The organism is Streptomyces sp. JB150, assembly GCF_011193355.1.
Classification (GTDB): domain Bacteria; phylum Actinomycetota; class Actinomycetes; order Streptomycetales; family Streptomycetaceae; genus Streptomyces.
This window is the reverse complement of the sequence record NZ_CP049780.1, coordinates 6,392,488-6,416,048: the sequence shown is the minus strand read 5'-3', so window position 1 is coordinate 6,416,048 and position 23,561 is coordinate 6,392,488. Positions and strand designations below refer to the sequence as shown.

The 23,561-nt window shown below is 72.3% G+C and carries 15 protein-coding genes and 1 pseudogene; 8 read left to right on the top strand and 8 right to left on the bottom strand.

What is annotated here, in order from left to right; all coding sequences use genetic code 11:
- Positions 1–117: 117 nt before the first annotated feature.
- The 4 genes from G7Z13_RS29250 to G7Z13_RS29235 form a co-directional block, all read right to left on the bottom strand.
- Positions 118–1,158 (bottom strand): substrate-binding domain-containing protein, encoded by a 1,041-nt coding sequence (locus G7Z13_RS29250; RefSeq protein WP_166003219.1) that lies wholly within the window; start codon positions 1,156–1,158, stop codon positions 118–120.
- Between the two features lie 17 nt (positions 1,159–1,175).
- Complete coding sequence (locus G7Z13_RS29245; protein ID WP_166003218.1) at positions 1,176–2,195, bottom strand: ABC transporter permease; 1,020 nt, start codon at positions 2,193–2,195, stop codon at positions 1,176–1,178.
- A complete protein-coding gene (locus G7Z13_RS29240; protein WP_166003217.1) occupies positions 2,192–3,715 on the bottom strand; it encodes a sugar ABC transporter ATP-binding protein in 1,524 nt (507 codons plus the stop codon). Before G7Z13_RS29240 ends, G7Z13_RS29245 begins: the two co-directional genes overlap by 4 nt.
- 184 nt (positions 3,716–3,899) lie before the next feature.
- A complete protein-coding gene (locus G7Z13_RS29235) occupies positions 3,900–5,081 on the bottom strand; it encodes an ROK family transcriptional regulator (protein WP_166003216.1) in 1,182 nt (393 codons plus the stop codon).
- A gap of 298 nt (positions 5,082–5,379) precedes the next feature.
- Here G7Z13_RS29235 and G7Z13_RS29230 point away from each other — a divergent pair, with 298 nt between their 5' ends.
- Positions 5,380–6,222 (top strand): NAD(P)H-binding protein, encoded by an 843-nt coding sequence (locus G7Z13_RS29230; protein ID WP_166003215.1) that lies wholly within the window; start codon positions 5,380–5,382, stop codon positions 6,220–6,222.
- 150 nt (positions 6,223–6,372) lie between these two features.
- Here the strand turns inward: G7Z13_RS29230 and G7Z13_RS29225 are convergent, their stop codons facing one another.
- The gene (locus G7Z13_RS29225) at positions 6,373–7,320 is read right to left on the bottom strand and encodes a beta-ketoacyl-ACP synthase III (RefSeq protein ID WP_166003214.1); all 948 of its coding nucleotides are present in this window, start codon (positions 7,318–7,320) and stop codon (positions 6,373–6,375) included.
- Positions 7,321–7,571: 251 nt separating this feature from the next.
- On the opposite strand from G7Z13_RS29225, the gene fdhD reads away from it, so the two are divergent.
- The 3 genes and pseudogenes from fdhD (at position 7,572) to G7Z13_RS29210 (ending at position 11,940) form a co-directional block, all read left to right on the top strand.
- Positions 7,572–8,420 carry a formate dehydrogenase accessory sulfurtransferase FdhD gene (gene fdhD, locus G7Z13_RS29220; protein ID WP_166003213.1) on the top strand — a complete coding sequence of 283 codons (849 nt, stop codon included), beginning with the start codon at positions 7,572–7,574 and terminating at the stop codon, positions 8,418–8,420.
- 326 nt (positions 8,421–8,746) lie between these two features.
- Positions 8,747–10,630 (top strand): exo-alpha-sialidase, encoded by a 1,884-nt coding sequence (locus tag G7Z13_RS29215; RefSeq protein ID WP_166003212.1) that lies wholly within the window; start codon positions 8,747–8,749, stop codon positions 10,628–10,630.
- A 95-nt stretch (positions 10,631–10,725) separates the two neighbouring features.
- Positions 10,726–11,940 (top strand): annotated as a pseudogene (locus G7Z13_RS29210) (hypothetical protein).
- Here the strand turns inward: G7Z13_RS29210 and G7Z13_RS29205 are convergent.
- On the bottom strand, positions 11,873–12,925 hold the full coding sequence (locus G7Z13_RS29205) for a bile acid:sodium symporter family protein (RefSeq protein WP_166003211.1): 1,053 nt from the start codon (positions 12,923–12,925) through the stop codon (positions 11,873–11,875). The pseudogene G7Z13_RS29210 and the gene G7Z13_RS29205 overlap by 68 nt on opposite strands.
- Before the next feature lie 154 nt (positions 12,926–13,079).
- Here G7Z13_RS29205 and G7Z13_RS29200 point away from each other — a divergent pair, with 154 nt between their 5' ends.
- The 3 genes from G7Z13_RS29200 to G7Z13_RS29190 all read left to right on the top strand — a co-directional run bounded on the left by G7Z13_RS29200 (position 13,080) and on the right by G7Z13_RS29190 (position 17,069).
- Positions 13,080–13,985, top strand: a complete 906-nt coding sequence (locus tag G7Z13_RS29200) for a LysR substrate-binding domain-containing protein (protein ID WP_166003209.1) — start codon at positions 13,080–13,082, stop codon at positions 13,983–13,985.
- 289 nt (positions 13,986–14,274) lie between these two features.
- Positions 14,275–16,101 (top strand): AMP-dependent synthetase/ligase, encoded by a 1,827-nt coding sequence (locus tag G7Z13_RS29195; RefSeq protein ID WP_166003207.1) that lies wholly within the window; start codon positions 14,275–14,277, stop codon positions 16,099–16,101.
- Positions 16,102–16,232: 131 nt separating this feature from the next.
- Positions 16,233–17,069, top strand: a complete 837-nt coding sequence (locus G7Z13_RS29190) for an aldo/keto reductase (RefSeq protein ID WP_166003206.1) — start codon at positions 16,233–16,235, stop codon at positions 17,067–17,069.
- Between the two features lie 197 nt (positions 17,070–17,266).
- Here the strand turns inward: G7Z13_RS29190 and G7Z13_RS29185 are convergent, their stop codons facing one another.
- Together G7Z13_RS29185 and G7Z13_RS29180 are read right to left on the bottom strand one after the other, a co-directional pair.
- Positions 17,267–18,232, bottom strand: a complete 966-nt coding sequence (locus G7Z13_RS29185) for a class I SAM-dependent methyltransferase (RefSeq protein ID WP_166003205.1) — start codon at positions 18,230–18,232, stop codon at positions 17,267–17,269.
- A gap of 141 nt (positions 18,233–18,373) precedes the next feature.
- Positions 18,374–20,101 (bottom strand): glycoside hydrolase family 6 protein, encoded by a 1,728-nt coding sequence (locus G7Z13_RS29180; RefSeq protein ID WP_166003204.1) that lies wholly within the window; start codon positions 20,099–20,101, stop codon positions 18,374–18,376.
- 473 nt (positions 20,102–20,574) lie between these two features.
- Here G7Z13_RS29180 and G7Z13_RS29175 point away from each other — a divergent pair, with 473 nt between their 5' ends.
- Positions 20,575–23,490 (top strand): glycoside hydrolase family 48 protein, encoded by a 2,916-nt coding sequence (locus tag G7Z13_RS29175; protein ID WP_166003202.1) that lies wholly within the window; start codon positions 20,575–20,577, stop codon positions 23,488–23,490.
- Positions 23,491–23,561 lie beyond the last annotated feature (71 nt).

The following is a 23,561-nucleotide window of genomic DNA, read 5'->3' as shown; positions in this document are numbered from 1 at the left end:
GTCACGGAACGCTCCGGTGCCGCGGACTGCTCCGGCTCTTCCATGCAGATGTCCTCCTCGTCAGTGGGCCGCCGGGGCGGCCCGGGCCGTGCGCGGTGGGGGGTGCGGCAGGACGCCTCACTCGAAGCCGGTGGGCATGTACTGGTCGACGTTGGTCTTGTCGACCACGGCCGAGTAGAGGGTGAGGGACGCCGGGATCTCGAACTCGGCGAGACCGCCGACGCCCTTGCCCTGGCCGAGGGCGCGGGCGAGGTCGATCGCGGACGCGGCCATGGTGGGCGGGTAGAGGACGGTCGCCTTGAGGACGCCGTCGTCCTGCTTGATGGCCTGGAAGGCGGAGAGCGCACCGGCTCCGCCGACCATCAGGAAGTCGTCGCGTCCGGCCTGTTCGATGGCGCGCAGCGCGCCCACGCCCTGGTCGTCGTCGTGGTTCCACAGGGCGTCGAACCGGGACTGGGCCTGGAGCAGTTGCGCCATCTTGGCCTGCCCGGACTCGACGGTGAACTCGGCGGCCTGGCGGGCGACCTTCTTGATGTTCGGGTAGTTCTTGAGGGCGTCGTCGAAGCCCTGGGTGCGCTGCTTGGTCAGCTCCAGGTTGTCCAGTCCGGCGAGTTCGATGACGCGGGCGTCCGGCTTGTCCTTGAGCTTCTCGCCGATGTAGTGGCCGGCGTTCAGGCCCATGCCGTAGTTGTCGCCGCCGATCCAGCAGCGGTAGGCCTGCGGGGTGTTGAAGATGCGGTCGAGGTTGACGACGGGGATGCCGGCGCGCATCGCCTTCAGGCCGACCTGGGTGAGGGCCTTGCCGTCGGCGGGCAGGACGACCAGGACGTCGACCTTCTTGTTGATCAGGGTCTCGATCTGCCCGATCTGCTGGGCGGTGTCGTTGGAGCCCTCGGTGATCTCCAGCGTGACGTCCTGGTACTTCTCGGCGCGGCTCTTGGCGTTCTCGTTGATCGCGTTGAGCCAGCCGTGGTCGGCCTGCGGTCCGGCGAAGCCGATGGTGACCTGCTTGCCCGGCTTGTCGTCGGCGGCCGGCTGGTCGTTCGCGGCGGGCTTGTCGTCGTCCTTCTCGTTACTCGTGCAACCTGCGAGGAGGGCACCGGCGGAGACGGCGGCGGTCCCGAAGAGCAGTCCTCTGCGACTGGGGAGGTGCGACATGGTGGTGAACCCTTTCCTCAGGTCGTGCTTGCGGTACGGCGCTGGACCAGCACGGCGGCGACGATGATCGCGCCCTTGGCGATCTGCTGGACGTCGCTCTGCAGGTTGTTCAGGGCGAAGATGTTGGTGATCGTGGTGAAGATCAGGACGCCGAGCACGGAGCCGGTGATGGTGCCGCGGCCGCCGCTGAGCAGGGTGCCGCCGATGATCGCGGCGGCGATGGCGTCGAGTTCGTAGAGGTTGCCGTTGGTGTTCTGGCCGGAGCCGGACAGGACGATCAGCAGGAAGGCGGCGATGCCGCAGCACAGCCCGGACAGCAGGTAGAGGTAGAGGCGCTGGCGGCGGACGTCGATGCCGGCGAGCCGTGCGGCCTCCGCGTTGCCGCCGACGGCGACCGTGCGGCGGCCGAAGGTGGTGCGGTTCAGCACCAGCCATCCGATGACCGTGACGGCGGCGAAGACGAGGACGAGCGGCGGGACGCCGAGGACGTACGCGTCGCGTTCGCCGAGGTCGAGGATGCCGTCGACGGTGACGATCTGCGTCTTGCCGTCGGTGATCTGGAGCGCCAGGCCGCGGGCGGACGCCAGCATGGCGAGCGTGGCGATGAACGGGACCATCCCGCCGTAGGCGATCAGCAGTCCGTTGACCAGTCCGCAGCCGACGCCGACGAGAACCGCGGTGAACAGGATGCCGGCGAAGCCGTACTCCTGGGTGGCGACCGTGGTCGCCCACACCGAGGCGAGGGCGACGATCGCGCCGACGGACAGGTCGATGCCGCCGGAGGTGATCACGAAGGTCATGCCGACGGTGACGACACCGATGACCGAGGCCTGGGTGAGGACGAGCTGGAGGTTGCGGGTGTCCAGGAACTCGTCGGGCTTGGTGATGCCGCCGATGACGACGAGCGCGGCCAGCACGCCCAGCAGGGACAGGGTGCGCACGTCGGCGCGGAACACCAGGGTGCTCCAGGCGGGGCGGGGGTCGGCCGGCGGCGCCTTGTCGGTGGCGCCCCGCGGCGGGGAGACGGGTTGCGTCATGACGCCGGGCTTCCTTCCATCACGAGGTCGAGTACGCGGTGTTCGTCGAGTTCGCCGGCCGGCGCGGTGTGGACGACGCGGCCCTCGCGCAGCACCAGCACACGGTCGGCGAGGCCCAGCACCTCGGGCACCTCGCTGGAGACGAGGAGCACCGCGAGGCCTTCGTCCGCCAGCCGGCGGACGACCGCGTACAGCTCGGCGCGGGCGCCGACGTCGACACCGCGGGTGGGCTCGTCGAGCAGCAGCACCTTGCAGCCGCGCAGCAGCCAGCGCGCCAGGACGGCCTTCTGCTGGTTGCCGCCGGAGAGGGTGCGCACGGGGACGGCGGGGTTGTCGGGCCGCAGTGACAGCTCGTGGGTGGCGGCCCGGGCGGCACCGAGTTCGGCACCCCGGTCGATCCAGCCGCCGCGGGAGAAGCGGGACAGCGAGGAGACGGAGACGTTGCGGGTGACGGACTCCAGCATGAGCAGGGCCTGCGCCTTGCGTTCCTCGGGGGCGAGGCCGAGGCCGGCGCGGACGGCGGCCCGTACGCTGCCGGTCTTCAACGGCCGTCCCTCGACCAGGACCTGACCGGCCGTCGGCTTACGGGCGCCGTACACCGTCTCCAGAATCTCGGACCGTCCCGACCCGACCAGCCCGGCCAGCCCCACGATCTCGCCCGCGTGCACCGTGAGGTCCAGCGGCGCGAACTCGCCCGTGCGCGCCAGTCCCCGCACCTCCAGCACGGGGCGCCGCGTCCCCGGTGCCGGCGCGGCCGGCCGCTCGGGGAAGACGTACTCCACGTTCCGGCCGGTCATCAGGGCCACGACGTCGCGCGTCGGTGTCGTCTGCGCGGGCAGCCCGCCGGCCACCGCCCGCCCGTCCTTCAGCACGGTGACCCGGTCGCCGATCCGGCGGATCTCCTCCAGCCGGTGCGAGATGTAGACGACCGCGACGCCGTCGGCGGTGAGGTCGCCGACGATTCGGAACAGGTTGTCGACCTCGTCCGGGTCGAGCGCGGCGGACGGCTCGTCCATCACGATCAGCCGTACGTCGTGGGAGAGCGCCCGCGCCATGGAGACGATCTGCTGCTGCGCCGCCGACAACTCGCCCACCAGGCGCGCCGGATCGATCTCGGGGTGCCCGAGCCGCTTGAGCAGCGCGGCCGTCGAGGCGCGGGCCGCTCCGCGCCGTACGACGAAGCCGGCGGCCGTGGGTTCGTGGCCGAGGTGGACGTTCTCGGCCACCGACAGGTGTTCCACCAGGTCGAGTTCCTGGTAGATGGTGGCGATGCCGAGGCGCATGGCGGCGACCGGGGAGCGCAGGGTGACCGGCTCGCCGCGCCAGCGGATGGTGCCGTCGTCGGGCTGGTGGGCGCCGGCGAGAACCTTGATGAGGGTGGACTTGCCGGCCCCGTTCTGGCCGAGCAGGCAGTGCACTTCACCGGCCTGGACGTCGAGGTCGACACCGTCCAGGGCGCGGACTCCGGGGAACGACTTGGTGATGCCGGACATGCTGAGCAGCGGTGGTTCTGGTGCCATGTGGGTTCCCCTCGGCGGGCGTGGGTGCGGGCCGGTTCAGGGCGAGGGTGGAGCGGGGGGCGGGGGGGAGGAAGGGCTGGGCGAAACGGGGCAGGGCAGGGCGGAGCGCTGAGCCGGGTATGTGTGCCGAACTGACGCGGTCGAACTCGGGGTCGTACGGTCGTGCGGTCGTACGGGGCTGTGCCTACGCGGGTGAGAACAGGTGGTCGCTGATGAGCCGGGCCGCGCCGATGACACCGGCGGTGGGGCCCAACTCCCCCAGCACGATGGGCAGGTTGCCGGTCGCGAGCGGCAGCGACTGGCGGTAGACCTGGGTGCGGATCGCGGCGAGCAGGGTGTGGCCGAGGCCGGTCACCCCGCCGCCGATCACCACCAGGCCGGGGTTGAAGAAGCTGACCAGGCCGGCGATGACCTGGCCGGTACGGGTGCCTCCCTCGCGGATCAGGTCGAGCGAGACGGCGTCGCCCGCGGCGGCCGCGGCGGCGACGTCGGCGGCGGTGAGGGTGCCGTTCACCTCCAGGCGCGCGGCGAGTTCGGCGGACTGCCCCTGCTGGGCGGCCTCCAGGGCGTCGCGGGCGAGGGCGGCGCCGCTGAAGTGGGCCTCCAGGCAGCCCCGGTTGCCGCAGGCGCAGGGGCGGCCGTCGGGTACGGCCTGGATGTGGCCGATGTCGCCGGCGCTGCCCGTCGTACCGCGGTGGACCGTCCCGCCGGCGACGATGCCGCAGCCGATGCCGGTGCCGATCTTGACGCAGAGGAAGTCGCCGACGGAGCGGGCGACGCCGGCGTGCTGCTCCCCCATGGCCATCAGGTTCACGTCGTTGTCGACCATGACGGGGCAGCCGAGTTCCTGGCTGAGCGCCTCCCGGACCGGGAAGCCGTCCCAGCCGGGCATGATCGGGGGCGCGACCGGGATGCCCTCGGGGAAGCGCACCGGGCCGGGCACGCCGATGCCGGCGCCGTCGAACCCCTCGGCGAGCCCCGAGGCCTTCAACTTGCCCGCCATCGCGAGGACTTGCTCGAAAACCGCGACGGGCCCCTCGCGGACCTCCATGGGCTGGGTGATGTGGCCCAGGATCTCGAGCTCCGCGTTGGTGACGGCGACGTCGATGGAGGTGGCACCGATGTCGACGCCGAGGAAACGCAGGCCGGGGGCGAGCCGGATGTTGTGGGAGCGCCGGCCGCCGCGCGAGGCGGCGAGTCCGTCGGCCACGACCAGGCCCGTCTCCAGCAGCCGGTCGACCTCCACGGCCAGTTTGGACCGCGACAGATCGACCTGGTCGCCGAGCTGGGCCCGCGAGTTGGGCCCGCCGTCCCGCAACAGCTTCAGCAGTCTGGCCTGATGGGCGTTCGCGGGTCGCGCGGTCATGCGTCTCACGTACCCCTCCCGCCTCATGTCCGGCCATCGCGGTCACCGGTGCGTCCGGCTTTCGAGGGGGAACGTAGCAGCGGCTGCCGGAGGTGGGAAGAAGTCGCGCAGGAATTGGCCCCTACTTTTTCCACTCACAGGACAAAGCCGCGCGGGGACGGGCTCGGTACGGCCACCGAAGGAGCGGCGCCGGGAGAGCCCGGCCCTCCCCCACTCTGGCGCGACCGCACCGCGCAGCCCAGGATGAACGCACGACCCGGGGCGGGGAGCGGTCCGGGGGTGGGGAGAGGACGGGGCTGTGATCCTGGTGACGGGTGCGACGGGGAACGTCGGTGCCGAACTGGTGCGGGGGCTCGCACAGGCGGGTGAGCCGGTGCGGGCGTTGAGTCGTTCGGGGCGGCTGGGCGGCCGGGCGGGCGAGGCGTTACCGGCCGGGGTCGAGGGCGTCGCGGGTGACCTGGACCGGGCGGAGACGGTGCGGGACGCGCTGAAGGGCGTCCGCGCGATGTTCCTGATGCCGGGCTACGGCGGGCAACGGCAGATCCTCGCGGACGCGCGGGACGCCGGGGTGGAGCGGGTGGTGATGCTGTCCGGCGGGTCCGCGGCCACCGGCGACCGCACCAACGCCGTCTCCGCGTATCTGATCGACGCCGAGGAGTCGGTGCGCGAGTCCGGGCTTGCCTGGACCTTCCTGCGGCCGACCAGCTTCATGTCGAACGCGCTGCGCCTGGTGGACCAGATCCGCGCGGGCGACACCGTACGGGTGCCGTTCCCGGACGTGTACACCACCGACATCGACCCCTACGACATCGCCCAGTGCGCCCTGCACGCCCTGCTCACCGACGCGCACACCGGCCGCGCCCTGGAACTGACCGGCCCGCAGGCCCTATTGCCGGCCGATCGGGTCCGCGTCCTCGGTGAGGTGCTGGGCCGGGATCTGCGCGCCGTGGGGCTCGGGCCCGCGGAGGCGCGTGCCGAGCTGGAGGCGGCGATGCCGAAGTCGTTCGCGGACGCGATCGTCAGCTTCTTCGTCGACGGCACCCTGGACGAGTCCGTGGTGCGGCCGACGGTGCGGGAGGTGACGGGACGGGACCCGCGCACCTTCGAGCAGTGGGCCCGGGCGCACGCCGACGCCTTCTGAGCCCCGCACCCCGCCGGCGACGAGGCGGTGACGACGGGCCCGCGACACGGCAAGGCGGTGACCACGGGCCCGCGACACGGCAAGGCGGTGACCACGGGCCCGCGACACGGCAAGGCGTGACGACGGGCCCGGCGAGTCGTCAACGCGGTGTCACGGGCAGCGGACGACCTGCCCGGCGTACGACAGGTTGCCGCCGAAACCGAACAGCAGCACCGGGTCGCCGCTCGTCACGGCGCCCTTCTCCACCAGCTTCGAGAAGGCGAGCGGGATGCTGGCGGCCGAGGTGTTGCCCGATTCGGTCACGTCGCGCGCGACCACCGCGTTGACGGCGCCGAGCCGTTCGGCGAGGGGTTCGATGATGCGCAGGTTGGCCTGGTGCAGCACCACCGCGGCCAGGTCCTCGGGGGCGAGCCCGGCCCGTTCGCAGGCCGCGCGGGCGAGCGGCGGCAGCTGGGTCGTCGCCCAGCGGTAGACGCTCTGGCCCTCCTGCGCGAACCGCGCGGGCGTGCCCTCGATGCGCACCGCGTGCCCCATCTCGGGCACCGATCCCCACAGCACCGGACCGATGCCCGCCTCCTCGCCGGAGCCGCAGGCCTCCACGACCGCGGCGCCCGCCCCGTCGCCGACGAGCACGCAGGTGGTGCGGTCGGTCCAGTCGGTGACGTCGGACATCTTGTCGGCGCCGATGACCAGGGCCCGCCGCGCCGCCCCGGCCCGCACGGTGTGGTCGGCGGTCGCCAGGGCGTGGGTGAAGCCGGCGCACACCACGTTCAGGTCCATCGCGGCGGGCCGGGGGATGCCGAGGCGGGCGGCGACCCGGGCGGCCGTGTTCGGGGAGCGGTCGACGGCCGTCGACGTGGCGACGAGCACCAGGTCGATGTCGCCGGGGGTGAGTCCCGCCGCCGCGAGCGCCTTGGCGGCGGCGTGCGCGGCCAGCTCGTCCACGGGCTCGTCGGGGCCGGCGATGTGCCGCGTACGGATGCCGACCCGGGACGTGATCCACTCGTCACTCGTGTCGACCATGCCCGCCAGGTCCTCGTTGGTGAGGACCCTGGCGGGCTGGTAGTGGCCGACGGCGGTGATGCGCGAGCCGTTCATGGATGGTGTTCCCCCTCGGGCCTCGGGTAGCGGGGTTCACCAGTCTGATCAGTGACTGACGGGTAGCACGGCAGGTGATGCCACAGGAAACGGGCGCCCGGATTGTCGGCTTCCATCAGACCGGCCGCCGGGAGCCGCGCGTCCCGCGGTGTGGCCGCGACCCGTCCCGGCGCGTGCAGGACAATGAGGGCGTACGGGCCGCGTCGGCCGCCGGCCCGTACGGTACCGGGACGGACGGGACTGATCGGGACATGGGACGAGTCACGGAACGACGCAAGGTGATCCGCATCCGCGACGGGGCGGTCACGTCCCGCCCCGACACGCTCGTCGCCGAGGAGCCGCTGGAGATCCGGCTGAACGGCAAGCCGCTGGCGATCACCATGCGGACACCGGGCGACGACTTCGCGCTGGCCGCCGGCTTCCTGGTGAGCGAGGGCGTCCTCGCGACGGCGGACGATCTGCGCAACATCGTGTACTGCGCCGGGGCGACGGCGGACGGCTCCAACACGTACAACGTCGTCGACGTGCAGACCGCCCCCACGGTGGCCCTCCCGGACATCACCCTCGAACGCAACGTCTACACCACCTCCTCCTGCGGCCTGTGCGGCAAGGCCAGCCTGGACGCGGTGCGGACGACCGCCCGCTTCCCGGTCGCCGACGAGCCCCCGCTGCGCGTGGACCCGGAGCTGCTGGCGACCCTCCCCGACCGGCTGCGCGCCGCCCAGCGGGTCTTCGACCGCACCGGCGGACTGCACGCGGCGGCCCTGTTCGACGAGGACGGCGAGCTGCTGGACGTACGGGAGGACGTGGGCCGGCACAACGCGGTCGACAAGCTGGTCGGCCGCGCCCTGCAGAGCGGCGGCCTGCCGCTGTCCCGGGCGATCCTCCTGGTGTCCGGCCGGGCCTCCTTCGAGCTGGCGCAGAAGGCGGTGATGGCGGGCATTCCGATGCTGGCGGCGGTGTCGGCGCCGTCCTCGCTCGCCGTCGACCTGGCCGCGGAGACGGGGCTGACGCTGGTGGGCTTCCTGCGCGGCAGCTCCATGAACGTGTACGCGGGCGAACACCGCCTCGCGCTGCGCACCCCGGCCACCCGCGACTGACCGGCGCGCCGCGACCCGGCGCCGTGCGACAGCGACAGCGACAGCGACTGCGACTGCGACAGCGACAGCGACGACGGTGCGCTACGGCCCGTCGTTCACCGGGAGTTCACCTCGAAGCAAGCCGGGTGTGCGCACGAGGTGATCGAGGGGCGGGCGGTCTCTGCAAGGTGGTGCCGCAAGTCTGACGGGGCGTCAGGGGCGGCGTACACCCGGCCCGGTGACGGTGTGCCCGCGCGCGGGTGTCGGTGACGGCGGCGGCCGTCCGCGGCTCCCTAGGTTGACGCGGGAGGTCCGCAAGTCCGTCCCAGCCGAAGGGCAGTCCCACTGTGCCGTCAGGCCTTCTCGCACGCACGAGATCCACCGTCACCACGGCCGCCGTCCTCACGGCGACCGCCGTCCTTCCGGCAGCCGGCGTCTTCCCGGAAGCCGCGCGGGCCGCATCCCCGGCGGGCATCGCCCCGTTCGAGCAGCAGGTGCTCTTCGAGGCCTCGCAGGAGCCCGGTTACGCCTGCTTCCGCATCCCCGCCCTGGTGCGGACCACCGCGGGCACCCTGCTCGCGTTCGCCGAGGGACGGGTGCTGAACTGCGGGGACGCGGCCGACATCGACATCGTCGTCAAGCGCTCCACGGACGGCGGCCGCACCTGGGGCGCGCTCCAGGTGGTGACCGAGGGCGCCGGTGACACCCACGGCAACCCGGCCCCGGTGGTGGACCGCGAGACGGGCCGCGTCCTGCTGGCGCAGACGCACAACACGGGCCGTACGGACGCGGCGGGCTGCGGGGTGCCCTGCGACCGCACCCCGCACCTGCAGCACAGCGACGACGACGGGCGGACCTGGTCCGCGCCGCGCGAGCTGAGCGGGGAGATCGCGCCCCCGCACTGGAACGCCTGGTACGCCACCGGGCCCGGGCACGGCGTCCAGCTCGCCCACGGGACCCACGCCGGACGGCTGGTGTTCGGTGTCAACGCCGAGACGTGGGACGGCGGCCGGGTCACCGAGAACCACGCCGCGCTGGTCGTCAGCGACGACGGCGGCGACCACTGGCGGATCGGGGCGACGGACTCCTGGCCGGTCGCGGACGACGGCGTCTTCCGCCAGAAGCCCTCCGAGCTGACGGTGACCGAACTCGCCGACGGCGCGATCCTGGTGAGCGGCCGGGAACAGGACGGCACCGACCTCGGCCACCGCACCCAGGCCGTCAGCGGCGACGGCGGCGACACCTTCGACGCGCCGTTCGAGGCCCTGCCGGACCTGTACACCCCGCAGGTGCAGGGCGCGGTCCTCCGGCTGGGCTCGCGGCTGCTGCTGTCCGCGCCCGCCGATCCCGACCGCCGCCGGACCATGATGATCCGCTCCTCCCCCGACGGCGGCCGCACCTGGGACAGCGTGGACCGGGGCACGGTCGTCACCCGTGACTGGGCGGGCTACTCCGACATGGCGGAGATCACCCCGGACACCGTCGGCCTGCTCTACGAGGCCGGGGCCGCCGACGCCCGCGACGAGATCCGCTTCGCCCGCTTCACCGAGGACTGGCTGGTGCCGCCCCGCGGCCCCGACCCGGTCACCCCCGACGTCGGCCCGTACGGCGAGCGGGCGGCCGTCCTCGGCGGCGCCGCGCCCGTCCCCGACGGCGCCCTGGGCGGCGCGCTGGCCCTGGACGGCGCCGACGACGCCGTACGACTGCCCCACCGCGCCCAACTGGCACTGGGGACAGGCGAGTTCACGGCGTCCTTGTGGTTCCGGTACACCGCGGGCTCTGGCGAACAGCCGCTGCTGTCGGTCGGCGGCGCCGGCGGCTCGCAGCCGGGGCTGCGGCTGTGGGCGGAGCCCGCGCACGACCGGCTGCGCGGGCTGATCACCGTGCGGGAGGGCGCCAGGGCGGTGCGCACGGCCGAGGTGAGCGCGGCGGGCGCCCGCGACGACGGCCGCTGGCACCGCCTGGTGCTGCGGCGCGGGAACGGGCGGCTGACCCTGTCCGTCGACGGCGCGGCGGCCGCCGAAACGGCGGACGTGCCCGGCTCGCTCAGCCGCAACGCGCCGTTCGGGGTGCACATCGGGCAGCGCATGGACGCGCGGGCGTTCTTCGCCGGTGCGATCGACGAGGTCCGGCTGTGGAACCGGGCACTGGCCGACGGCGAGCCGGACGGCGCCTCCCTCGCGGGCACCGTGCTGTGGCTGCCCATGGACCGGGTGGACCGCAGCCGCTAACGTCCCGGAGCGTGCCCGAGGACGGACGCGCGCGACGAGACGTACGCAAGGCGCCGGATGCGCGGCGCCGGGTCCGGGCCGGAGGCGGGCCGCCGCTGGTGCCCGCGCTCACGGCCGTGCTGCTGGCCTTGGCGCTCGCGGCCCTGCTGCTGGGCGGCGGGCGGGACTCCCGCGACCGGGCACGGCCGGGGGCCGGCTGCGTGCCGCACACCGTCGCCGCCTGGTCCGCCGCCGACCGCCTCACCGCCGAGTTCGCCCGCTACGGCGACGACCCCGCCCGCACCGACGACTGGACGGGGGGCGACGGCACCCACTCCGTGCGCCTGCCCGACGGCCGTCTGCTGTGGCTCTTCTGCGACACCTACCTCGGCCCGGTGCACGCCCCGCCCAACCCGGCCGGCGAGTCCCACCCGTGGCGCGACGCCGGCGCCCCGCTGGTGCGCAACTCCGCGGTGGTGATGACGGCGGGCGGCCGGCTGACCGCGACCCTGCCCGCCCCGCTCTTTCCCGACCCGGCCCCCGGGCAGTGGCGCTGGCCCGTCGCCGCCCGCGTCGAACCCCGCTCGCCGGGCGCCGCCGAGCAGGTGGTCCGGGTGGTGCTGTGGACGCGCGAGGCGGGCCGGGCGCCGTGGTTCTACGGAGTGCCGCTGGCCACCGAGGTCGCCACGCTGTCGCTGCCGGAACTGCGCGTCGAGAGCATCGCCGTGGTGCGGGACGAGCGCGCGGTCGCGGACCCCTCGCGTCGGGTGCTGTTCGGAACCACGCTGGTCGCGCGGGACGGCTTCAGCTACGTCTTCGGCGGCGACGACGGGCAGGCCGCCGCCCGGCCGGTCTCCTCCGCCTTCGTCGCCCGGGTCCGGGCGGGTTCCCTCGCCGAGGCGGCCGCCTGGGAGTTCTGGACGGGTTCCGGGTGGGCGGCCGGGGCGCGGCCCGCTGCGGTGCTCGGCGACGAGCGGCGCACAGGGGTGGGCAGCGCGTTCTCGCTGGTGCGACGGGGCGGCACGTAAGTGCTGTTCACCATGGCGGCGGGCACCCGCGGGCCGGCCGACGTGACGTCGTACTGGGCCTGCTCCCCCACCGGCCCGTGGCACGGCCCGGCCCGCGTCCTGACCGCGCCGCTCCCGCCGGGCGAGGTCGCCGCGTACAACCCGCAGGCGCATCCGGGACTGGGCGGCGACGACGGACGGCTGGTGCTCAGCTACGACGTCAACTGGCTGCGGACGACGGACGCCTCGGCGCAGCTCAGCGGGAACGCCGGTCTGTACCGGCCGCGGTTCGTGACGCTGCGGCTGCGGGCGGCGGACCGCTGACCGGTCCGGGCTCTGCCTCCGGGTCGCGGGAGCGGCGTCTGGCGATGACCGCGCACACCATGAGCTGCATCTGGTGGAAGAGCATCAGCGGCAGCACGGCCAGCGCGGCGTGGGCGCCGAACAGGACGCTCGCCATGGGCAGTCCGGCGGCGAGGGACTTCTTGGAGCCGGCGAACTGGATGGTGATCCGGTCGGCGCGGCCGAAGCCGAGCGCCCTGGCGCCGTACCAGGTCAGGGCGAGCATCACGGCCAGCAGCACGGCCTCCACGGCGAGCAGTCCGGCGAGCCGGGCGGGGCTGACCTGGTGCCAGATGCCCTGGACGACGCCCTCGCTGAACGCGGCGTAGACGACGAGCAGGATGGAGCCGCGGTCGACGTGGCCGAGGACCTTCTTGTGGCGGGTGACGAACCCGCCGATCCAGCGGCGCAGCACCTGCCCGGCGAGGAACGGCACGAGCAGCTGGAGCACGATCCTCACCAGCGAGTCGGCGGAGAACCCGCCGGCGGTGCCGCCGAGCAGAAACGCGGCCAGCAGCGGGGTGACGACGATGCCCGCGAGGGAGGAGAAGGAGCCGGCGCAGATCGCGGCGGGCACGTTGCCGCGGGCGATCGAGGTGAAGGCGATGGAGGACTGGATCGTCGACGGGACGAGGGTGAGGAAGAGCAGGCCCTGCCACAGGGAGTGGGTGAGCACCACCGGCACCAGTCCGCGGGCGGCCAGCCCGAGCACCGGGAAGACGACGAAGGTGCAGGCGAGGACGGTGACGTGGAGCCGCCAGTGGCGCAGTCCGTCCAGCGCCTCACGGGTGGACAGGCGGGCGCCGTAGAGGAAGAAGAGGAACGCGATGGCAGCGGTGGAGGCGCCGGAGACCACGTCGGCGGCGGTGCCGCGGGCCGGGAGCAGCGCCGCGAGGCCCACCGTCCCGAGCAGCAGCAGGATGTACGGGTCGATCGGCAGCCGGCTCGGCCGTCGCAGGCGTTTCACGGTGCTCCACACAGTTCTGCGGACAGAGGGTCAGGGGGTCAGGCAACAGGGCCCGGCCGCCCTCTCCATCGTGCTCCCCGGCCCGCCGATCGGGAATCCGGCATACCACTCTGACTGTCATCGCGACCCGTGATGACACCGCTATGCTCGCACCGTGTACGACCCCTCTCACCTGCGCACCTTCCTGGCGGTCGCGCAGACGCTGAGCTTCACGCAGGCCGCGCGGCGGCTCGGGCTGCGACAGTCGACCGTCAGCCAGCATGTGCGGCGGCTGGAGGACGCCACCGGGCGGACGCTGTTCTCCCGCGACACCCACTCGGTGGAGCTGACCGAGGACGGCGAGGCGATGCTCGGCTTCGCCCGGCGGATCCTGGAGGTGCACGAGCAGGCGACCGCGTTCTTCACCGGCACCCGGCTGCGGGGCCGGCTGCGGTTCGGTGCGTCGGAGGACTTCGTGCTGACCCGGCTGCCGGAGATCCTGGAGGGCTTCCGGCACGACCATCCGGAGGTGGACCTGGAGCTGACGGTCGAGCTGTCGGGCACCCTGCACGAGCAGCTGGCGGCCGGGAAGCTGGACCTGGTGCTGGCCAAGCGGCGGCCGGAGGACCCGCGCGGCGAGCTGGTCTGGCACGACCGGCTGGTCTGGATCGGCGCCGACCGGCTGCGCCTCGACCCGGAGCGCCCGGTGCCGCTGATCGTCTATCCCCCGCCGGGCATCACCCGGGCGCTGGCGCTGGAGGCGCTGGAGCGGCAGGGGCGCGCCTGGCGGATCGTGTGCACCAGCGGCAGCCTGAACGGGCTGATCGCGGCGGCCCGCGCCGGGCTCGGGGTGATGGCGCACTCCCGGGGGCTGGTCCCGCCGGGTCTGGTCCGCGTCCCCGACCGGTTCGGGCTGCCGGAGCTGGGCCGGGTCGACTTCGTGCTGGTGCACGGCCGACGGCGTACGCCGGCGCAGGAGGCGGCCGACGCGCTGGCGGCGGCGATCCTCGCGGGCGGGGACCGGCTGCACCGGGGCGCAAGCCCGGCCGCGCGGGAGCGGCCGGGCGGGGAGCGGGAGTGACGAAATCCTCCGCTTCCGCGCTGAGAGAGGTGACGGCGCGCGCACCGGCGGCCCGGTAAGCGGGTCGTACAGATTCCGTGGAGATTACGGCACCGAAACTTACTCCACCGTCAGGAATGCGCCCGGCCCCTCCCGGTCTACGCGCTTTGTCCCCCGCTGACCAGCGCGAACGTGAGCACCGCTCGCCTTCGGCGCCCCTCCCGTCCCGACTCCGCGTGAGGTACCTTTCACCGCCTGTGCGGGGCGCCAGGCGTCACCGGGAACCGTCACGGAGATCGGGGGAGCGGGTTTGCGCGAGTTCACCAACCCTCCGCCGGCCTTGGCGCCCCCCGTGGGCGGTCTGGCCGACGCGGTCTACCGCAACGCCGACGAGGACCCGCACCGCATCGCGCTGGGCCGCAAGGACGAGACCGGGCGGTGGCGGGACGTGACCGCCGCGGAGTTCCGCGACGAGGTGCTGGCCCTCGCGAAGGGGCTGCTCGCGCAGGGCGTCCGGTTCGGCGACCGGGTCGCGATCATGTCCCGCACCCGCTACGAGTGGACGCTGTTCGACTTCGCGCTGTGGTCGATCGGGGCGCAGGTCGTGCCGGTGTACCCGACCTCGTCGGCCGACCAGTGCTTCTGGATGCTGTACGACGCGGAGGTGACCGCCGCGGTCGTGGAGCACGAGGACCACGCGATGACGATCGCCACCGTCATCGACCGGCTGCCCCGGCTCAAGCAGCTGTGGCAGCTGGACGCGGGCGCGGTGGGCGAGCTGTACGACGCGGGCGCCCACCTGGACGACGAGGTGGTGCACCGGCACCGCACCGCGGTCACCCCGGACACGGTCGCGACGGTCATCTACACCTCGGGCACCACCGGCCGCCCCAAGGGCTGTGTGCTCTCGCACGGCAACTTCATGTACGAGGCGGACACGGTCGTCGAGCGCTGGGAGCCGGTGTTCCGCTCCGGCAGGGGCGACGAGGCGGCCACCCTGCTCTTCCTGCCGCTCGCGCACGTGTTCGGCCGGATGGTGCAGGTCGCGGCGGTCCGCGGCCGGGTCCGCTTCGGCCACCAGCCGCAGCTGAACGCCGCCGCCCTGCTGCCCGACCTGGCCGCGTTCCGGCCGACCTTCTTCCTCGCGGTGCCGTACATCTTCGAGAAGGTCTTCCACTCCGCCCGCCGCAAGGCGGAGCTGGAGGGCCGCTCGGGGCCGTTCGAGAAGGCCGTCGACGTCGCCGTGCGGTACGCGGAGGCGCTGGAGGAGAAGGCCTGGGGCACCGGCCCCGGCCCGTCGGCGGGGCTGCGGATGCAGCACCAGTTCTTCGACAAGCTCGTCTACGCCAGGCTGCGCGAGGCCATGGGCGGCAGGGTGCGGCACGCGATGTCCGGCGGCTCGGCGATGGACCGGCGGCTCGGCCTGTTCTTCGCGGGCGCGGGCGTGCGCGTCTACGAGGGGTACGGACTCACCGAGACCACGGCCGCCGCCACCGCCAACCCGCCCGAGCGCACCCGCTACGGCACGGTCGGGCAGCCCATCCCGGGCGTCACCGTGCACATCGCCGACGACGGCGAAATCTGGCTGCGCGGCCCCAACGTCTTCCAGGGCTATCTGAACAACGCCAAGGCGACCGACGCGGCCCTGCACGACGGCTGGCTGGCCACCGGCGACCTCGGCGCCCTGGACGAGGACGGCTACCTCACCATCACCGGCCGCAAGAAGGAGATCCTGGTCACATCCGGCGGCAAGAGCGTTTCACCGGGGCCGCTGGAGGAACGTGTCCGGGACCACCCCCTGGTCGCGCAGTGCGTCGTCGTCGGCAACGACCGCCCGTTCGTCGCCGCGCTGATCACCCTCGACCGGGAAGCCGTGGACCACTGGCTGAAGATGCGCAACAAGCCCTCGCTCACCCCCGCCGAACTCGTGCGCGACCCGGATCTCGAGACCGAGATCCGGCGCGCGGTGGTCACCGCGAACACCCTGGTGTCGCAGGCCGAGTCGATCCGCACGTTCCGCATCCTCGCCCAGCCGTTCACGGAGGAGCACGGGCTGCTCACCCCGTCGCTGAAGCTGAAGCGCAAGGCCATCGAGAAGGCGTACGCGAACGAGGTGGAGGCGCTGTACGAGACGTGAGACCTGCTGTGCCGTACCGGATGTGGGACATTCCGGACGCACCTACGGATTCTCCCGTCAGGAATGCGACGCGGCCCGTGATCGTTGACGATGTGAGTACCACCTGACGACAACCGAAGGATCAAGAGCTCGTGAGCAGCAAGGTCCCCCCGATCATCCTCAACAACGGCGTCGAGATGCCCCAGCTGGGCTTCGGCGTCTGGCAGGTGCCGGACGACGAGGCGGAGCAGGCGGTCACCACCGCGCTGGAGGCCGGGTACCGCAGCATCGACACAGCGGCGATCTACGGCAACGAAGAGGGCACGGGCAAGGCGATCGCCTCCTGCGGCATCCCCCGCGAGGAGATCTTCGTCACCACCAAGCTCTGGAACAGCGACCAGGGGTACGACTCCACGCTGCGCGCGTTCGACCTCTCGCTGTCCAAGCTCGGCCTGGACTACGTGGATCTGTACCTGATCCACTGGCCGCTGCCGGCCCGGGACACGTACGTCGACACGTACAAGGCGATGGAGAAGCTCCACGCGGACGGCCGGATCAAGGCCATCGGCGTCTCCAACTTCCTGCCGGAGCACCTGGAGCGGCTGATCGGTGAGACCTCGGTCGTCCCGGCCGTCAACCAGATCGAGCTGCACCCGCACCTGCAGCAGCAGGCGGCCCGCGAGTACCACGCGGAGCACGGCATCGCCACCGAGGCCTGGTCGCCGCTCGGCCAGGGCAAGGGCCTGCTCGAGGTGCCGGCGATCGTCGCCATCGCGCGCAAGCACGGCCGCACCCCGGCCCAGGTCGTGCTGCGCTGGCACCTCCAGCTGGGCAACGTGGTCATCCCCAAGTCGGTGACCCCGTCGCGCATCAAGGAGAACATCGACGTCTTCGACTTCACCCTGGACGACGAGGACCTGGCGGCGATCAGCGCCCTGAACGAGGACCGGCGCATCGGCCCGGACCCCGCCGAGTTCGACATGGCCTGACCGCACGGCCTGACCGCACGGCCTGGCCGTACTGCCTGGCCGTACGGACCGACCGCCACGGCACAGCCGTCGTGACCGCGCCCCGGGACCGCCCGGGTTCCGGGGCGCGGTCGTGCGGCCGGGGCCCGCCCCGCGCGGATCGGTCGGTGGACCGGCCGACGGACCGGTCGGCGTCGGCGGGCAGGGCGGCGGATCCGTCACAGGGACTTGGTCGCCGTGTACACGGTGTGCGCCGCCAGCACGAACACGTCCGGGCGGTGGTGCACGCTCGCCTCGTCGTCGGGGTCGAGCAGCCGGTCGAGGGTGGCGCGGTCGGTCGCGTCGAGGCGGTCGCCGAAGCCGTCCCGCATCCGGGAGAGCGTGGCGGCGACATAGGCGCGGGCCCGGTCGGTGGCCGGGGCGGGCAGGTCCAGCAGGAAGCTGCGGGTGTGCGGGTGGCCGAGGCCCGCGGCGGCGAGCAGCGCCGGCCAGTCCTCCGTCTCGGCGACGCTGCCGGGCAGGTCCGCGCGCATCCGCTCGAACCACTCCTCCTGGAGCGCGTCCAGCCGGGCCTGGAGGCCGGGGCGGCCGAAGCCGAGGTCGCGGGGGAGGAACCGGGCGGGCAGGCCGCCCTCCAGGATGGCGAGGGTGCCGCCCGGTGCGAGCCGCTCGGCGAAGGCGGCGAGCGCGGCGCGCTGGTCGCCGAGGTGGTGCAGGCTGCGACCCGCCCACAGCAGGTCGGCGGGGTAGTCGAGGTCGCCGAGGACGCCGGGCAGGTCCCCGGCGAGGGTGCCGAACCGGTCGGCGACGCCGAGCCGCTCGGCGCGGGCGCGGGCCCGTTCCAGCAAGGGCTCGGTGGCGTCGACGGCGACCACGCGGGCGCCGGGGAAGGTCTCGGCGAGCAGACAGGAGACGACGCCGGGTCCGCTGCCGGCGTCCACCACCAGGCCGGGGTCGGTCTGCTGCTTGGCCAGCCAGGCCAGGGCCCGCTCGTACAGCGGGGTGAACAGCTCGGCCTGGGCCTCCAGCAGCGGGGCCATCCCGGCCCAGTCGACGTCGCCGTCGCCGTGGTCATGGCCCTGGCCGTGGCCGTGCTGATGCCGGTGGCCGTGCTCGTGCCGGTGCTCGTCGCGGTGCTCGTGGCCGGGTGCGGGGTCGGGGTGGTCGTGGTGGTCGTGCGGCATGGTGCTCAGCCTCTCCTCCGGGGTGCGGACAGCGTGCGCCGACGCACCGCGAAGGAGCCAGCCGTGTTGCCGGAACGGCAACACGGCCGGCCGGATTCCTGGCTCACCGCGGTCGCCGGACGCCGCGGTGGCCCGCACCCGTCAGCTCAGCGGCGGGTAGGCGTTCTGCATCAGCTGCTGGAACTGCGCGGAGAACCAGTGGCCGGAGAGCGGGGCGTTCGGCAGGGCGCCGGACATGTTGTTGTTGTTCCGCGGGTTGCCGGTGTACGTGGGGTCGCACATCCGGTCGAAGCCCTTGCCCTCGTCGTTCGGGATCTCCTTGCTGGCACCGTCGGACTCCCCCGGCGGCTTCATCCAGACGTAGGCGTCGATGCCCGGCTCGGGGTTGGCGCGGGGCCGCTCACCGAGTCCCGCCCCGTCCTGGTTGCACCAGTTGCCGAGGTGGATGCGGCGGTCGTAGCGGCCGCCGTCGACGTAGGCGTTGACGTCGGTAGTCGGGCCGGGCCCGGCGGGCCGCTTGGTGCCGCCCCAGCCGTTGCGGGAGGTGTCGATGAGCATGCCGATCTTCGAGTCGAAGCCGATCGAGACCAGCTTGTCGCGCATCGCCTGGGCGTAGGACAGCTCGTCGGTGTAGCGGTTCCAGTCGACCCACTTGGACTGGCGCACGGACGTGCCGTTCACGGTGTCCGTGATCTTGAAGTGGTCCTCCTTCAGGGCGCTGTAGTTGGCGGTGTTGACGATGAAGCCGTGCACGTCGGCGACGGTCGCGCCCTCGGTGGTGGCGGCGGACTTGAACATCTCGGCAGAGGCGCCGAAGTTGTCGTCCCAGCCGAGCCAGCCGTGGTGGCCGGCGTCGATGTAGTTGTAGACGTTGGGGATGTCGCCGAGCTTGTTCAGGGCGTAGCCGACGCCCTTCTGGTAGTTGCCGTTGGCCTTCATCACGTCGCAGTTCGGCGTGGCGGTGGGCCGCGGCGTGACGTTGGTGACGAGGTTCGGCAGCGAGTCGATCTCGACCGTGGTGACGATCCTGAGGTCCTTGTACTTCGGGTCGGCGAGGATCGCGGCGATCGGGTCGATGTACTGCGTCTTGTACTTGTCGATCTCGGTCGGGCCCAGCTCGCCGTTGGAGGCGAGGGCGGCGCAGTCCCGGCCGGGCAGGTTGTAGATGACCAGCTGGACGACCAGCTGGTCGGAGCCCTTCTGCTTCAGCGCCTCGTCGAGGTGGGCGCGCAGGCCCATGCCGCCGTTGACGCCGTTGATCGCGGCGATGCGGTCCAGCCAGACGCCGGTGGGCTGGTTGGCGATGCGGCTGCCGCCCGGCTCGGCGGCGGCCTTCCGCGACCACTCGGGGTTCACGTACACCTTGGCTCCGGCGTACGGGTTGTCGGCCTTGCCCGACGGGTTCGGCGGCGGGTCGGTGGGGCCGCCGGGTCCTCCGCTGCCGTCGTCGACGTTGCAGGTGACGCCGTCCAGGGTGAAGGTGGCGGGGATCGCGTTGGTGCCGCTGTAGGTGCCCTGGAAGCCGAAGTTGACCGAGCCGCCGGTGCCGAGCTGGCCGTTGTAGCTCTCGTTGGCGGCGGTGACGGCGGTCCCGCTCTGGGTGACCTTGGCGTTCCAGGCGCTGGTGACCTTCTGGTTGCCGGCGTACGACCACTTCACCGACCAGGCGGACTTGGCGGCGCCGTGGTTGGTGACGGTGACGGAGGCGGTGAAACCGGTGCTCCACTGGTTCTGCACCTTGTAGTCGACGGTGCAGGGGATGGCGGCGGCGCCGGTGTCGTCGGGGATCGCCGCCATGGCGGTGCCGGTCACACCGCCCACGAGCGTGAGTGCGGCCAGCAGTGCGGTTCTCGTGCGGGTACGGCTCATCGGTGGGGTTCCTCTTCGTGCGTCTTCTGTGACAGGACGGCCCGTCCCTCAAGGAGGGCGCGATGGGGGCGCGTTGGCCGAAGCACGTCAGCGCGAGTGAGCGAGAAGCGGGCGCGGCGGGGGTCCCACGGGGGTGGGCACGGCGGCGCCGGCACGTAAAAGACCTGAACGCGGGGGGTGTCGCATGAGCGACTCCTTGCAGCTCGGACGGGTCCTGACGGCCCGTCGACTGGCGGAATCGCTCCCACTGGTGAGGGTCGAAGGTAGCGCCAAGTGACGGCAAAGAACAGAGGAGTCGCTTGACTTTTCCGCCGGCACGTTCATCGAATCTTTTCGACTCTTCGAGCATCTTGACCGGAACATGCCCCGTCCTCACTATGGGAGCGCTCCCACTGGTTCAAGCCTTGACATTTCCGAGCCGCACAGCCGCAACAGCCGCACCTGTCGCAACTGCCGCAAGGAGGAACCAGCTCATGCCCCCCAGAACCAGACGCCGCACCGCGCGGCGGTTGTGGACCGCCGTGGTGGCGGCCCTCGCGGTACCCCTGTCGATGCTGGCCGCGAACCCGAGCCCCGCGCACGCGGCGGCGCTCCAGTGCAGCGTCGACTACAAGACCAATGACTGGGGTTCCGGCTTCACCGCGGATCTGACGCTCACCAACCGCGGTACCGATCCGATCGACGGCTGGACGCTGACGTACTCCTACAGCGGCAACCAGAAGCTGACGAACGGCTGGAACGGCACCTGGTCGCAATCGGGCCAGGCGATCACCGTGAAGAACGCCTCGTACAACGGGCGGATCGCGGCCGGCGCGGCGGTGTCGACCGGCGCCCAGTTCACCTACAGCGGCACCAACACCGCCCCCACCTCCTTCGCGGTGAACGGCACCACGTGTGCCGGTGCCCATCAGCCGCCGATCACCGTGCTGACCAGCCCCAAGCCGGGCGCGGTCTACTCACAGGGCGACCCGGTGCCGCTGGCGGCCACCGCGGCGGCGGCGGACAACGCGAGCGTCACCAAGGTCGAGTTCTACGACGACACCACGCTGCTGGGCACGGACACCACCGCGCCGTACACCTTCTCGGCGACCGGACTGTCCGTGGGCAGCCACTCGCTGGTGGCGAAGGCGTACGACAGCCTGGGGGCCTCGGGGTCCTCGACGCCGGTCGGCATCACGGTCGCCTCGGGCCCCGCCGTTGTCGCCTCGCCGACCCAACTGCCCGTCCAGCAGGGCAAGACGGGCAGCTACGAGGTGCGGCTGTCCACCCAGCCGTCCTCGAACGTCACGGTCACCACCGCCCGCGCCTCCGGCAACACGGGCCTGACGGTGACCGGCGGCGCCTCGCTGACCTTCACCCCGTCGAACTGGAACACCCCGCAGAAGGTGACGATCACCGCCGACTCCTCCGGGACCGGCGCGGCCGTCTTCGAGTCGACGGCGCCCGGACACGGCAAGGCGTCGGTGACGGTCACCCAGATCGGCGCGACCAAGGAGTACGACGCCCGCTTCCTGGAGCTGTACGGGAAGATCACCAACCCGGCGAACGGCTACTTCTCCCCCGAGGGGATCCCCTACCACTCGGTGGAGACGCTGATCGTCGAGGCGCCGGACCACGGCCACGAGACCACGTCGGAGGCGTACAGCTACCTGCTGTGGCTCCAGGCCATGTACGGCAAGGTGACGGGCGACTGGTCCAAGTTCAACGGCGCCTGGGAGATCATGGAGAAGTACATGATCCCCACCAAGGCCGACCAGCCGACGAACTCGTACTACAACGCCTCCAAGCCGGCGACCTACGCGCCGGAGCTGGACACCCCGAACGAGTACCCGTCCAAGCTGGACACGGGCGTCTCGGTCGGCCCGGACCCGATCGCCGGTGAGCTGAAGTCCGCGTACGGCACGGACGAGATCTACGGCATGCACTGGATCCAGGACGTCGACAACGTCTACGGCTACGGCAACTCGCCCGGCAAGTGCGAGGCGGGCCCCACCGACACCGGCCCGTCGTACATCAACACCTTCCAGCGCGGCCCCCAGGAGTCGGTCTGGGAGACGGTCCCGCAGCCGACCTGCGACGCCTTCAAGTACGGCGGCAAGAACGGCTACCTGGACCTGTTCACCGGTGACTCCTCCTACGCCAAGCAGTGGAAGTTCACCAACGCCCCCGACGCCGACGCGCGCGCGGTGCAGGCCGCCTACTGGGCGGACATCTGGGCCGAGCAGCAGGGCAAGGGCTCGCAGGTCGCGGCCACCGTCGCCAAGGCGGCGAAGATGGGTGACTACCTGCGGTACGCGATGTACGACAAGTACTTCAAGAAGGTGGGCAACTGCGTGGGCCCGGCCACCTGCCCGGCGGGCAGCGGCAAGGACTCCTCGCACTACCTGCTGTCCTGGTACTACGCCTGGGGCGGCGCCGTCGACACCTCGGCGGGCTGGGCCTGGCGCATCGGCTCCTCCCACGCGCACGGCGGCTACCAGAACCCGCTCGCCGCGCACGCCCTGGCCAACTACCCGGACCTGAAGCCGAAGTCGGCGACGGGCCAGGCCGACTGGGCGAAGTCTCTCGACCGGCAGCTGGAGTTCTACCGCTGGCTGCAGTCGGCCGAGGGCGCCATCGCGGGCGGCGCCACCAACAGCTGGGCGGGCCGCTACGCGACCCCGCCGGCCGGCACCCCGACCTTCTACGGCATGTACTACGACGAGAAGCCCGTCTACCACGACCCGCCGTCCAACCAGTGGTTCGGCTTCCAGGCGTGGTCGATGGAGCGGGTCGCCGAGTACTACCAGCAGACGGGTGACGCGGACGCCAAGGTCGTCCTCGACAAGTGGGTGGACTGGGCGCTGTCCAAGACCACCGTCAACCCGGACGGCTCCTTCCGGATCCCGTCCACCCTCCAGTGGTCGGGCAAGCCCGACACCTGGAACCCGTCGAGCCCCGGCGCCAACACCGGGCTGCACGTCACCGTCGTCGACTACACCAACGACGTCGGCGTGGCCGCCTCGTACGCCAAGACCCTGACGTACTACGCCGACCGCTCCGGTGACACGGACGCGGCACGGGTGGCGAAGGCCCTGCTGGACGGCATGTGGGAGAACAACCAGGACGCGCTCGGCATCGCCGTCCCGGAGACCCGCACCGACTACAGCCGCTTCAACGAGAAGGTCTACGTCCCGAGCGGCTGGACCGGCACCATGCCGAACGGCGACACCATCAACTCCTCCTCGACCTTCGCCTCGATCCGGTCCTTCTACAAGGACGACCCGGCCTGGTCGAAGATCGAGTCCTACCTGGCGGGCGGTGCCGCGCCCACCTTCACGTACCACCGGTTCTGGGCTCAGGTGGACATCGCCACCGCCATGGGTTCGTACGCGGAGCTCCTCGAATAAGTCCCCGCTGAACGCTCCGCGTGCACGGGCCCCGTCACCTGACGGCGGGGCCCCGTCCGGCCGGGCGGTCC

Excerpts from the sequence above, each read along its gene's own strand:
- G7Z13_RS29250 (WP_166003219.1), bottom strand. The coding sequence starts at position 1,158 with ATGTCGCACCTCCCCAGTCGCAGAGGACTGCTCTTCGGGACCGCCGCC.
- G7Z13_RS29245 (WP_166003218.1), bottom strand. The coding sequence starts at position 2,195 with ATGACGCAACCCGTCTCCCCGCCGCGGGGCGCCACCGACAAGGCGCCG.
- G7Z13_RS29240 (WP_166003217.1), bottom strand. The coding sequence starts at position 3,715 with ATGGCACCAGAACCACCGCTGCTCAGCATGTCCGGCATCACCAAGTCG.
- G7Z13_RS29235 (WP_166003216.1), bottom strand. The coding sequence starts at position 5,081 with ATGACCGCGCGACCCGCGAACGCCCATCAGGCCAGACTGCTGAAGCTG.
- G7Z13_RS29225 (WP_166003214.1), bottom strand. The coding sequence starts at position 7,320 with ATGAACGGCTCGCGCATCACCGCCGTCGGCCACTACCAGCCCGCCAGG.
- fdhD (WP_166003213.1), top strand. The coding sequence starts at position 7,572 with ATGGGACGAGTCACGGAACGACGCAAGGTGATCCGCATCCGCGACGGG.
- G7Z13_RS29185 (WP_166003205.1), bottom strand. The coding sequence starts at position 18,232 with ATGCCGCACGACCACCACGACCACCCCGACCCCGCACCCGGCCACGAG.
- G7Z13_RS29180 (WP_166003204.1), bottom strand. The coding sequence starts at position 20,101 with ATGAGCCGTACCCGCACGAGAACCGCACTGCTGGCCGCACTCACGCTC.
- G7Z13_RS29175 (WP_166003202.1), top strand. The coding sequence starts at position 20,575 with ATGCCCCCCAGAACCAGACGCCGCACCGCGCGGCGGTTGTGGACCGCC.